Source organism: Actinokineospora sp. PR83 (genome assembly GCF_021056305.1).
In the GTDB taxonomy this organism is placed as follows: domain Bacteria; phylum Actinomycetota; class Actinomycetes; order Mycobacteriales; family Pseudonocardiaceae; genus Actinokineospora; species Actinokineospora spheciospongiae.
Genome location: NZ_JAJCXD010000015.1, coordinates 94,353 through 106,657, shown reverse-complemented (window position 1 = coordinate 106,657; position 12,305 = coordinate 94,353). Strand labels below are relative to the sequence as shown.

Sequence of the window (12,305 nt, the reverse complement as noted above, 5' to 3'; positions counted from 1 at the left end):
GCGCGGGTACATCAACGTGATCGTCGACGTGAGGGGGACCGGGGGGTCGCAGGGGACCTGGGACTTCCTCGGGCAGCGGGAGGCCCAGGACGGTGCGGCGCTCGTTCGGTGGGCCGCCGCGCTGCCGAACTCCAGCGGGGTCGTGGGGCTGGACGGGGCCTCGTACATGGCCATCAACCAGTTCTTCACCGTCGCCGAGTTGGGGCCGGGATCGCCGGTGAAGGCGATGTTCCCGATGGTGCCCAGCATCGATCCCTACCGTGACATGGTGTTTCCCGGCGGGAACTTCGGGGCTGCGTCCAACGTGGTCTACCTGGCCCTCACCGGGTTCATGCAATTGGTCAACGCGGTCACGGCGGGCAACCCGGACCTGCTGGTGGTGCTGTTGCAGCGGGTGGCGGGGCTGCTGACCTTCCACGTCAGCACCCTCCTGCAGGGCACGACCGACGGTGAACTCGTCTACGACGGGGCCTACTGGCAGGCGCGCAGTCCGCGCGGTGTGCTCGACGACGTGGTCCGCTCCGGGGTGCCCATCCAGATGATGGGCGGCTGGGACGACGTGTTCGAGCGCGGTCAGCTCCACCTCTACAACGACCTCCAGTCGATCGCGGCGGGTGGGCGGGCCGGGCAGCCGATGCGGCCGGACCAGGCCGTGGACCCCCGGTACCGGTTGACGATGGGGCCGTGGCACCACGTCACCGTCGGGACCGGGATCGACGTGGACCGGTTGCGGTTGCAGTGGTTCGACCACTACCTCAAGGGCCTCGACACCGGGATCGGCGGGCCGACGCTGCGGCTCAACGAGGTCGGCACCGACCGGTGGGTGGGGGCGACGCACTTCCCGTTCCCGCAGGCCACGCCCACCGCGCTCTACCCGCGCGCCAACGGGGGGCTGTCCACCACCGCCTCGACCACGTCCGGCTCCGACACGATCATCTACACGCCCGCCGCCGTGCCCTGCAACCGGGGGCTGGACCAGGCGACCGCCGGTGGGCTGGTCGCGGTGTTCAACGCGTTGCGGATTCCGCCGCCGTGCGCGCACAACGACAACCTCACCCAGTTGCCGCTGCTGGGGCAGACCTATACGACCGAGCCGTTCAGCACGCCGCAGGTGATCGCCGGGCCGATGTCGGCGTCGATCGTGGCCACGGCCAGCCGGGCGGACACGCAGTTCGCCGTGACCGTCTCCACCGTCGCGCCGAACGGGGTGTCCACGCCGGTGAGCAGCGGGTCGCTGCTGGGGTCTCAGCGGGCGGTGGACGAGGCGCAGAGCTGGCGGGCGCCGGACGGGAACTACCTGCTGCCCTACCACCCGTTCACCCGGGAGGCAGCGCAGCCGGTGCCGGTGTTCTCCCGCGTGCGCTACGACATTGAGGTGCCCACGACGGTGGCGCGGATCGAGGCCGGGCACCGGCTGCGGGTGACCGTGTCCAGCGCCGACACGCCCCGGCTGCTGTCCACGCCGCTGGACCTGCTCAACCAGCTCGGCGGGGTCTACGGGATCAAGTGGGGGCCGGGCGGGTCGCTCGTGGAGATCCCGCTGGCACCCGTGGACGCGTTCGCGGAAACCCCTCCCGCTTGAGGTCTGCGGGCTGAGGTTCGGCCTCCTGGGCCGATGGGGCTCGACCGCCTGGATCGGGGGCTGGTCGGGTCCGGGCGGTCGCCCGCGGTGTTCGGGGCCGCGGGCGACCGGTTCGGTGGTCGGGAGCGCCCGGGGCGCCCGCCCGCCGGGGTCAGTCGGCGTGGTTGTGGGCTCGGTCCTGGGAGCGGGGTGGGGCCAGGGTGCGGGCGTCGATGTCGGCGGCGAGGGTGGCGATGGTGATCTCGTCGGGGTCGGCGGTGGTGGTCTCGGGGGGCAGGGTGATGCCGAAGTGGTGTTCGACCCTGCACAGCAGGCGGCGCAGGGAATCGCGGGTGCCGCCGAGGGTGGCGAAGTCGTCGGTGAGGGTGGGGGTGTCCCGGGTTTCGAGGGCTTCGCGCCAGAGTTGGGTGAGCAGGTGCTGGGTGGTGGTGTGGCCGGGGTTGGCGCGGTCGACCTCGCCGTCGCGGGTTCGGGGGAGTTCGGCGACCGGGAGGTAGCGGTGGGGGCGCAGGTGGTGGGGGAGGGCCTCGGCCACCCGGCCCGCGACCTCCAAGCGCAGCCGCTCCCACCAGACCGGGTCGCCGGTCACGCCCGGTGGGGGGACCACGTAGGCGGTCAGTTCCGGGTCGCCCGCGGTGGCGGTGGTGGTGACCAGGCAGGCTTCCACCTCGGGGTGCTGGTTGACCACCGCCTCGACCTCCGCCGGTTCCACGCGGTGACCGCGGACGGTGAGCTGGTCGTCGGTGCGGCCCAGCCAGGCGAAGCCGCCGTCGGGGAGGGGGCGGACGCGGTCGCCGGTGCGGAAGGTGCGCTCGCCGTCTCGGACCACGAAGCGGCGGGCGGTGCGGGCGGCCCGGTTCAGGTAGCCGCGGGCCACGCCGGGGCCGCTGATGAACAGCTCCTCGCCCGCCAGGTGGAAGGCGAGGCCCGGCAGCGGGCGGCCGATCGGGCTCACCGACGGCGAGTCCAGGTCGGCGGTGGTGAGCCGGTGGTAGGAGGCGAGCACGGTCGTCTCGGTGCTGCCGTACGTGGTGGCGAGCTGGGGGCCGGTGTCGCCGTGGCGGGCGAACCAGGGGCGCAGGGTTCCCACGTCCAGGGGTTCGCCGCCGAGGACGACCGCGCGCAGGCTGGGCGGGGTCGGGCCCGCGGCCTGGAAGTGGCGGAACGCCGTGGGGGTCTGGTTGAGCACGGTGACGGACTCGGCGGTGACCAGCGCGTGCAGGCGCCGCGCGTCGCGGGCCACCGCGCGGGGGACGACGACCAGCCTGCCGCCGTGCAGCAGGGCGCCCCACAGCTCCCAGACAGAGGAGTCGAAGCCCACCGAGTGCAGCAGGGGCCAGACGTCGTCGGCGTCGAACCCGAACCAGTGGTCGGTGGCGGTGAACAGGTGCAGCACACTGCGGTGTTCGACCAGCACGCCCGTGGGGCCGGACGTGTGCATGACGTAGGCGAGGTCGGTGCCCGCGACCTGGGCGGGCGGGGCGGGGTCGGCCACCTCGTCCGGGTCGTCCACGAGGACCGCGGGGACGTCGGGGGCGAAGCCCGCGGTGCGGGTGGTGGCCAGGACCACCTGGGCGGCGCAGTCGGCCACCAGCCAGCGGATGCGCAGCTCCGGCACGGCGGGGTCGACCGGCACGTACGCGCCGCCGGACAGCGTCGCCGCGACCAGGCCGACCACCAGGTCCAGGCCCGGGTCGGCGATCAGCGGCACCGGCGTGTCCGCGCCGACGCCCGCCGCGCGCAGGGCCGCCGCCACCCGCTCCGCCCTGGCGGCCAGGTCGCGGTAGGTCAGCTCGCCGTCGTCCGCCGTCACCGCGACGCGGTCGGGGTGTTCGGCGACCGCGAGCCGGAACGCCTCCGCCAGCGACCGCGCCCGCGCGGGCGGTGGCTGCGCCCGCCGGTGTTCCCACTGGGCCGGGGGTTCGGCGTTCGACATCGGTTCTCCTGCGCTGGAGCGGAATCCGGGCGCCCGGCCACGGATTTGCGCTGTGGCGGAAGGCTTTCCTCGACGGTCGAGCGAAGACGTGGTGCGGGGTGGGGTTCATGGTGGCCGGGGGGTGGGTCGTCGTCAACCACCGTTGGTGGTACGTCACTTCTGCACGTGCGGATGCCCGGGAAAGCGCGAAGCCCCGCTCCACGTCGGGAGCGGGGCTTCGCGGGGAGCTGGTGCTCAGGCCGAACCCGCCGCCAGCAGCGACCAGCACATGAACGCCACCGCGGCGATGTTGAACACCGAGCGGATGTGGTTCCAGCGCGTCCACGGGCCCTCGTAGCGGGTGCGGACCCCCGCCGGGTCGGTGATGTTGCCGCGCTTGACGGTCTTGTCCAGCATGTCGTTGAGCGGGACGTTGAAGCGGCCGGTGAGCATGAACGAGATGAAGTACGCGCCGAAGGCCAGCACCAGCGGCAGCAGGACCGCCCGCTCGCCCCAGTGAAGCGCGATCGCGGCGATTCCGAACAGGACGGAGCCGACGTAGCAGAACATGAACCAGCCGTTGAGGATGGCGGAGTTGATCCGGGCCATCACGTCGATGAAGGTGCGGTCGTCGGTGCCGCGCAACCCGATCATGACCGAGATGGAGAAGCCGAAGAACAGCCCGGCGACGATTCCCATGGTGATCGTGGTGAGCACCAGCAACACCACTCGGACGGTTTCCACGACTCAAGCACCCCCTGGGTGGCGAGAACTACAGATCGGACTTTCCACCCGTATTCAACCGGTCGCCGCCGACCGGGTCCATACGCGACAAGCGCGGGTCTGTAAGCCTGCGTCTCGCGGTTCACCCACCCGGGTCAGGGGTGGTCGAGCAGGGCGGCGGCGATGAGGTCGCGCATCACCTCGCTCGGTCCCGCGGCCATGGTGGCGGCCCTGGCCTCGGCGTGCGCCCTGGCCACGGGGGAGTCGGCCGCGTAGCCGTGCGAGCCGTGCAGTTGCAGGCACCGGTCGGCGACCTCGCAGGCCAGTTCGGTGGCGAGCAGCTTGGCCATGGACGCCTCGGTCACCGGGAGGTCGCCGCCCGCCAGCCGCCAGACCGCGTCGTAGGTCAGGTGGCGGGCGGCGTGCAGCCGGGTGGTCAGGTCGGCGATGGTGTGGCGGGGTGCCTGCCTGCTCGCCAGCGGGGCGCCGAAGGCGTGCCGGGTGCGCAGGTGGTCGCGGGTGGTGTCCAGGCAGTGCTCGACGCCGCCGAGGGCGAGGGTGGCGGCGACCAGGCGTTCGAGCTGGAAGCCGCGCATGAGGTAGTAGAAGCCGCTGTCGCGCTTGCCGATCACGTTCGAGGCGGGGACGCGGGCGGCGGTGAAGCGGAGTTCGGCGGTGGCCGCGCTGTGCCAGCCGGGTTTCTCCTGCGGGGTCGCCTCGACGCCGGGGGTGGCGGTCTCGACGACGACCAGGGACACACCGGTGGGACCGGTGCGGGCCTGCCCGGTGCGCGCGGCGACGACCAGGAAGTCCGCGGTGGTGCCGTTGGTGATCATGGACTTGGTGCCGTCGAGCAGGAGGTCGTCGCCGTCGGGGGTGGCGGTGACGGCCAGCGCGTTGAGGTCCGAACCCGCCTGCGGTTCGGTGACGGCCAGCGCCGCGACCGCCGTGCCCGCGATGGCGGGGGTGAGGTACCGGTCCTTGAGCGCGGCCGACCCGTGCGCGGCGAGGTAGTGGGTGGCCATGTGGGAGTGCACGGCCACCGCCGCCCGGAACCCGCTGTACCCGGTGCGGCCCAGCTCCTCCAGCAGCACCACCGAGCGGAACAGGTCGTCGGTGGTGTGCAGCAACCCCAGGTAGCCCCACGACCCGAGCCGCTGCCAGGCGTCGCGGGGGATGGCGCGGGCGCGCTCCCAGTCGGGCAGGTGCGGGAGGACGTGCGCGGCGAGGGTGGCCCGCACCTCGGCGCGGAACTCCTCGTGGGCCGGGGTCAGGTGCACCGAGCGCGGGGTCATCGGACGGCGTCCTCCAGCGCCGCGGTCAGGTCGGCGAGGCGGGTGGCGGTGAAGACCGTGTCCGGGGCCAGCACGTCCTCGCCGAGGCGGTCCTCGACCTGGGCGATGAGCCGGACGGCGGTGAGGGAGTTGCCGCCGAGGGCGAAGAAGTCGGCGTCGGGGTGCACGGCCTCGGCGCCGAACAGGCCCGCCCACACCTCGGCCAGCACGGCCGCGGCCGGGGTCCGCGAACCCGCTTCCCCCTCGGGCACCTCGTCCAGGGAGCGGACGAACACGACCCGGTCCACGCCCAGTTCCGCCGCCAGGTCCGGCGGCGGCGCCCAGGTGACCCCGTTGCCGGGGCGGGCGTCGGGCCTGCGGCCGTAGACGGTGTGGCACGGGGTGTCGACCAGCCGGGGGTCCTGGTCGTGGGCGGTGCTGAACCCCTTGTCCGCCAGCAGGTCCAGGGTCCGCCGCAGGCGGCCGTCGAGGTCGTGCACCTCGACGGCGATCTGCCGGATGCGCGGCCAGGTGGCGTCGTCGATGCCCGCGAGCGCCTCCTCCTCGGCCTTCTCCACGTCCAGCTTGAGCAGGTCGACGGTCCGCTCGCCGATCACCGCCGACAGCGTCGTGACCGGCACCCGCCGCCCCACCGGGGCCATCCGGTCGGCGACGAGCCCGGTCAGGTCGGAGTCGGTGCCCCCGGTGGCCAGGTAGGCGTGCAGCACCGCGCGGTCCTCCGCGGCGTCGGCGAAGCGGCCGGACATGACGGTGTTGCCGGGGTAGAAGGTGAACTCCGCCTCGCCCGCCCGGTCGCCGACCGCGGCGGTGACCACGGTGACGTCGGCCCCGTGCAGCGCCGCGTTCGCCGCGACGGCCGCCGCGGCCTCCGGCAGCGGCTCCACGGCGATGATCGTCGCGCCGGGGCTGTGCGCGGCGGCGAACAGGCTGAACATGCCGATGTTGGCGCCCGCGTCGACCACCACGGCACCGTCGGGCAGGGCGATCCCGTGCCGCAGGTAGGCGTTGTCCGCCCAGACCTCCCGGTGCAGGAACTCGGTCTCGGTGCGGTTGATCCCGGCGACCGGGAACCCCGGCACCGGCTCGTGCCAGGCCAGCGGGTCCGGCAGGGCGGTGCCCAGCGCCCGGTGCGGCAGCGGGGCGCGCACCGGGTCGGGGACGACGTAGGCGGTGCCGCCGCGGACGACGGCGGCGCTGACGGCGGGGTGCTCGGTCATCTCGGCTCCGGGGCTTTCTGGTCGCGGTGGCGGCGGGGGTCGGGGTCGGCGATGAAGCCGGTGGCGAGGGTGAGCAGGTCCTCGCCCGCGTCGAAGGCGGACAGGTGGTCACCGGTGGGGAACTCGACCAGGGCGGCGTTCGGCAGGGCGGTGGCGATGTACCGCGACCCGGCCGGGTGCGCGGTGGTGTCGGCGCCGCTGGTGACGACCAGGGTCGGCTGCGCGACGGCCGCGGCAGGCGGGCGGCAGTCGGTGGTCATGATCGCCCCGTTGAGCGCGCCGTAGCGGTACAGCAGCTCCGGCGTGGCGTACGGGTAGTACAGGTGGTGGGCGATGTCGGCGCGCAGCGTCGCCAGGACCTGCGGTCGGCGGAACAGCCCGTGCAGCGACGCCGCCTTCGCCCTGGACCGGCCCGCCATGGTCATCAGCGCCTGGACGTCGCGCTGGTGGGCGGTCTTGGGCGCCGCCTCCCCCAGTTCGTAGTCGCCGTGCCACAGGCTCAGCGAGCCGACCCGGTCGGTGCGCGCGGCGGCGGCCAGCGCGATCGGGGCGCCCCCGCACAGGCCGACCAGGTGCGCGCCGGTCATGCCGTGCGCGTCGAGCAGGGTGACCAGGTCGGCCGCCTGGGTGTCGACACCGGTGGCGTCGTCGTCGAACTCCGGGGTGAACAGCCCGCGCGAGTCCCAGGTGAGCACCCGGTGCTCGCGGGAGAGCCGGTCGAGCCAGCGGGAGATCAGCCCCACCGGCATCCCGCACGCCGACACGACCACCACCGGCGCCGCGTCGGCGGGCCCGGACAGGTGGCAGCGCAGCGGCACGCCGTCGGCGGCGGGCACGACGGCGGGGACCGGCAGCGGCGCCACCGACCCCACCGGCTCCGACCAGTCCACCCGGGACAGCCGGGCGGTGATGACCAGCTCCGCCGCCGACAGCCCCGCCACGTCCGGCACCACCGACACCCCGGGCAGGCCCAGGGCGTCGGTGAGCGCGGAGAGCACCGGCGCGGCGGCGGTGGGCAGCGCCACCCGCTGCGGCGGGTCCAGGGCCAGCAGCAGCGGGGCGACGTCCGCGACCGCCGCGCGGGCCGTCACCGGCGGCGGGTGGGGAACGGGTGGCCCAGGGTCGTCTCGGTGGCGATCCGGTTGTGGTCGTAGGTGTTCTCCCCGCTGACCAGCACCGCCCCGTAGCGCTCCAGGCTGACCTGCCCGCCGTACTCCTCGATGCGCGCGGTGTCGGGGTAGATCCGCACCGAGGTCGGCACGTACCGGGCGGCGAAGCCCAGCCGCATCTGCTTGCTCAGGCCGCTGTGCGGGTGCGAGGCGTGCATCAGCGTCGACCAGAACACGATGAACTGGCCCGCGGGCATCTCCATCGACCGGGCCTGTGACTCGTCGGGCTTCCAGTCCGGGTCGATCTGGAGCTCGCGGTAGTCGTAGCCGAAGAACCCGCGCCGCACACCGTCCTTCTCCACGTTCGTGGTCTGCTCGGGGTCGTAGTGCATCCGCTTGGTCTCGTCGTAGTTCATGCTCCGGTGGGTGCCGGGGATGAACTGGAGGCAGCCGGTGTCGACCATGGCGTCGGTGAAGGCGCACCACACGGTGATGGTGCCGCCGAAGTCGGACCCGTTGGGCCACAGGATCTGCGGGGTGCCCGAGGCGTTGGCGAAGGTGTCGGCCTGGTGCCAGTCGGTGCCCTCGTCACCGGGGTACTTGGGGAAGAACTCGGTGCGCCAGCACAGCACGTCCGGGCCGAGGATGCTGCTGACCCGGTCGACGATCTGCGGTGAGCAGATGTGGTCGGCGAGGAACGCGTTGTCCAGGTGGCGGTCGTAGTTGGCGATGTTCGTGGCGCCGGACTTGGCCGCCTCGTCCTGGTAGACCGCGTCGGAGCGGTCCATCAGCCGGATGCGCTCGCGGCGCCAGGCCCGGGTGATCTCGTCGTGCTCGTAGAGCGGGAACGGACCGGCGAAGCCGTTCTCCTGGAACCCGGCCAATTCGTCGGGGGTGAGCGGGAATTCGGTCACGGTCAGCCTTTCGTCGCTGTGGTGGCGCGCTCGACCGCCGCGGCCAGGGAGGACACGGTGACGCCGTCGAGCAGCACCGCCAGGTCGAGTTCGGTGCCGAAGTGCTCGTTGACCCTGGTGAACATGCGCAGCAGGCTCAGCGAGGTGCCGCCGAGGTCGAAGAAGTCCAGGTCGTGGTCGACCGCGTCGACGCCGAGCACCTCCCGCCAGATCCGGTCGACCTGGCCCTCGGCGCCCTCGGCGCCCTCGGCCACCTCGCCGCCGGTCAGCACCGCGGCCCGGTCGAGCTTGCCGTTGCGGGTCAGCGGGAGCGCGGCCACCGGGAAGTACGCCGAGGGCCGCAGGTGCCGGGGCAGCGCCTCGGCGACCAGCGCGGCGAGCTGCGAGCGCAGGCGCTCCCAGCGCACCGGGTCGTCGCCGACCCCCGGCGGCGGCACCACGTGCGCGACCAGCCGCACGTCGCCGTCGCCGTGGTCGCGCGCCCCGACCAGGCAGCCCGCCACCTCGGGGTGCCCGCCGAGGACCGCCTCCACCTCCGCGGGCTCGATCCGGTAGCCGCGCACCTTGAGCTGGTCGTCGACGCGGCCGAGGTACTCGTACTCGCCGTCGTCGCGGCGGCGCACCCGGTCGCCGGTGCGGTAGGCGCGCTCGCCGTCGAGGTCCACGAACCGCTCGGCGGTCAGCTCCGGGCGGTCGAGGTAGCCGCGGGCCACGCCGACCCCGGTGACGTACAGCTCGTCGCCGCGCAGGTGGAACCCCAGGCCGGGCAGCGGCACCCCGATCGGGCTGACCCGCGGGTCGGCCAGGTCGGCCGGGGTGATGCGGCGGTGGGAGGCGTGCACGGTGGTCTCGGTGATGCCGTACATGTTCACCACCTCCGGCCCGTCGTCGGCCTGCCGGTCGAACCACGGGCGCAGCAGGCCGACGTCCAGCCGCTCCCCGCCGAGCACGACCAGGCGCAGCTTGTCCGGCGGCGCCCCGGTGCCGACGAACTGCCGCAGCGCCGACGGGGTCTGGCTCAGCACCGTGACCCCCTCGGCCACGACCAGCGCGCGGAAGCGGCCAGGGTTGCGCGACACCTCGTGCGGCACCACGACCAGCCTGCCGCCGTGCAGCAGGGCGCCCCAGACCTCCCACACGGAGAAGTCGAAGGCCACCGAGTGGAACATCGTCCACACGTCGTTCTCGTCGAAGCCGAACCGGGACCCGGTGCCGCGGAACAGGTTCAGCACGCTGCGGTGCTCGACCAGCACGCCCTTGGGGGTGCCGGTGGACCCGGAGGTGTGGATGACGTAGGCCAGGTCGGTGTCCCGGACCGGCTCGCCCCCTGGGGCGCCGTCGACGTCACCGGGGGCGTCGAGCAGGACGGTGGTGGACCCCGGCACCAGGCCCGCCGTGGCGGCCGTCGCGAGCACCGCGGGCGCGTCGAGGCCGTCGAGCAGCAGCCGGACCCGCTTGGGCGGGGTGTCCGGGTCGACGGGCAGGTAGGCGCCGCCCGCGGTCACCGCCGCGACCAGGCCGACCACGAGGTCCAGGGAGGGTTCGGCGAGCAGCGGGACCACGGTGTCGGCGCGCACGCCCGCGGCGCGCAGCCCGGCGGCCACCACGCCCGCCCGCCTGCGCAGTTCGCGGTAGGTCAGCTCGCCGTCCGGTGCGGTCACCGCCACCCGGGCGGGGTGGCGCTCGGCGATGCGGGAGAACTGTTCGGGGAGCGATCGCGCCTGCCGTTCGACGGGCTCAGCGGTGTCTGGCATCTACTCCTCCTGCGGTGGGCGAATCGCGGGCGCAGCACGAACAGACGCCTCGGGGCGCCGGGACTTTCCGCGTGGGATTCGGTGAACACCCTGCCGGGAGTGGGGCAGGCACATTCATGTTCGTCGCAGGCCGATGCCCCGTCAACCACTGATGGCAGTACGCTTCGCGCTGGCATTCGGAGAGGAATCGGGAACGCATGGTGACCAGAGCCGACGATCGTGCCGCCTTCCGGGTGACGCAGCGGGAGTTGCCGGATCCGTTCAGCCGCGCCCGTTCGCCGCGAACGGTGCTGGTCGTGCCCAGCATGACGCTCGACAGCGCCGGACTGGTGAAGATCCCCGGGGTGAACCACTACGAGGAGCGGTTCCTTGTCTTCCTGCAATTGCTGCGGGACCCGGCCGTGCGCGTGGTGTTCGTCACCAGCGAGCCGATTGCCGACGAGGTCGTCGACTATTCGCTGGGATTGTTCGGGTGCACCCGCGAGCGGCTGACAATGCTCGACTGCGGCAGTCGCGACCCCATTCCACTGACCGAGAAGGTGCTGCGGCGGCCGGACCTGCTGGCCGCGCTGCGGGCGCTCGACCCCTCGGTGCTGGTCGCGTTCAACGGTTCACCGCAGGAGCGGGCGCTGGCCGTGCGGCTGGGCGTGCCGCTGTTCGCCGCCGACCCCGACCTGGCGGGCCTGGGCTCCAAGACCGGCTCGCGCAGGCTATTCGCCGAGGCGGGGGTGCCGGTCGCGCCGGGGTTCGACGGGCTGCGCGACACCGGTGACGTGGTGGCCGCGCTGGCCGACCTGCGCGCGGCCGACCCGGCGGTCGGCTCGGCGATCGTCAAGCTCAACGACAGCTTCGGCGCGGGCGGGAACGTCGTGTTCAGCTTCGACGGCGCCCCGGGCACCGGCCTGGCCGACTGGGTGCGCCGCGAGCTGCCCGGCCGCGCGGTGTTCGCCTCGCCGCCGGACTCGTGGGAGGACTACGCGGCCAAGGTCGACGAGATGGGCGCGGTGGTCGAGCGGTTCGTGACCGCCGACGAGACCACCTCGCCCTCGGCGCAGGTGCTGCTCGTCGACGGCGCGGCCCGGGTCCTCTCCACCCACGACCAGGTGCTGGCCGGGGCGGAGAAGCAGATCTTCGTCGGCTGCACCTTCCCCTCGCGCGCGGAATACCGCACCCAGGTGCAGGACATGGCGCTGCGGGCGGGAACGGTGCTCGCCGGGGCCGGGGTGAGCGGAATCGCCAGCGTCGACTTCGTCTCCGCCCGCACCGGGAGCACGTGGCGGCATTTCGGGTTGGAGGTCAACCTCCGAATGGGTGGCGGCACCGCGCCGTATTTCATGCTGCGCGGATTGGTGCCCGGTGAATACGACCCGAGCACGGCCGAATTCCGCGCCGAGGACGGCACGCCCCGTTCCTACTTCGCCACCGACCGGGTTCTCCGCCCGGAATACCGGGCGCTGCGACCGGCGGACCTGATCGGCGTCCTCGACACCGAGCGGTTCGACGCGCAATCGCACACCGGGGCGGCGGGGTACATGCTCAGCGCGGTGGAGATCGGCCGCTTCGGCGTCGTGTACGTCGACCGCGACACCGCGCTCGCCACCGCCGGGTACCGCAGGGTGGTCGCGGGCGTCGACGCGCTCGTCTGACGGCGTGGAGCCGGGGCCTGGGTTCCCCCGGCTCCACGACCGGACGACACCCACTGTCCCCTGTGGTCGGAGGTCGCTTCCCGCGACCGCCCGGACCGCCGACCTCGTGGTCGCCCACGGTGTCGGGGCACCCGTGCATCACCTGGACCG

General features: G+C 73.4%; 9 protein-coding genes. 2 read left to right on the top strand and 7 right to left on the bottom strand.

What is annotated here, in order from left to right:
- Nucleotides 1-1,582, top strand: a 1,582-nt coding sequence (locus L6E12_RS05205; protein WP_236226726.1) for a CocE/NonD family hydrolase, incomplete at its 5' end; no start/stop codon positions are given.
- A gap of 151 nt (nucleotides 1,583-1,733) precedes the next feature.
- On the opposite strand, the gene L6E12_RS05200 is transcribed toward L6E12_RS05205, so the two are convergent.
- The 7 genes from L6E12_RS05200 to L6E12_RS05170 all read right to left on the bottom strand — a co-directional run bounded on the left by L6E12_RS05200 (nucleotide 1,734) and on the right by L6E12_RS05170 (nucleotide 10,509).
- Nucleotides 1,734-3,518, bottom strand: coding sequence for a non-ribosomal peptide synthetase (locus L6E12_RS05200; protein WP_236226725.1), 1,785 nt, complete (start codon nucleotides 3,516-3,518; stop codon nucleotides 1,734-1,736).
- Between the two features lie 234 nt (nucleotides 3,519-3,752).
- On the bottom strand, nucleotides 3,753-4,241 hold the full coding sequence (locus L6E12_RS05195) for an anthrone oxygenase family protein (RefSeq protein WP_236226724.1): 489 nt from the start codon (nucleotides 4,239-4,241) through the stop codon (nucleotides 3,753-3,755).
- Between the two features lie 134 nt (nucleotides 4,242-4,375).
- Entirely contained in the window at nucleotides 4,376-5,515 is a 1,140-nt protein-coding gene (locus L6E12_RS05190; protein WP_236226723.1) for an acyl-CoA dehydrogenase family protein, read from the bottom strand.
- On the bottom strand, nucleotides 5,512-6,732 hold the full coding sequence (locus L6E12_RS05185) for an FkbM family methyltransferase (protein WP_236226722.1): 1,221 nt from the start codon (nucleotides 6,730-6,732) through the stop codon (nucleotides 5,512-5,514). The genes L6E12_RS05190 and L6E12_RS05185 overlap by 4 nt, the downstream gene beginning before the upstream one ends.
- Nucleotides 6,729-7,823, bottom strand: coding sequence for an alpha/beta fold hydrolase (locus L6E12_RS05180; RefSeq protein WP_236226721.1), 1,095 nt, complete (start codon nucleotides 7,821-7,823; stop codon nucleotides 6,729-6,731). The genes L6E12_RS05185 and L6E12_RS05180 overlap by 4 nt, the downstream gene beginning before the upstream one ends.
- Nucleotides 7,820-8,755 (bottom strand): chlorinating enzyme, encoded by a 936-nt coding sequence (locus L6E12_RS05175; protein WP_236226720.1) that lies wholly within the window; start codon nucleotides 8,753-8,755, stop codon nucleotides 7,820-7,822. Before L6E12_RS05175 ends, L6E12_RS05180 begins: the two co-directional genes overlap by 4 nt.
- Nucleotides 8,756-8,757: 2 nt before the next feature.
- On the bottom strand, nucleotides 8,758-10,509 hold the full coding sequence (locus L6E12_RS05170) for a non-ribosomal peptide synthetase (protein WP_236226719.1): 1,752 nt from the start codon (nucleotides 10,507-10,509) through the stop codon (nucleotides 8,758-8,760).
- A gap of 305 nt (nucleotides 10,510-10,814) precedes the next feature.
- Here L6E12_RS05170 and L6E12_RS05165 point away from each other — a divergent pair, with 305 nt between their 5' ends.
- A complete protein-coding gene (locus L6E12_RS05165) occupies nucleotides 10,815-12,155 on the top strand; it encodes a hypothetical protein (protein ID WP_236226730.1) in 1,341 nt (446 codons plus the stop codon).
- Nucleotides 12,156-12,305: the final 150 nt, after the last annotated feature.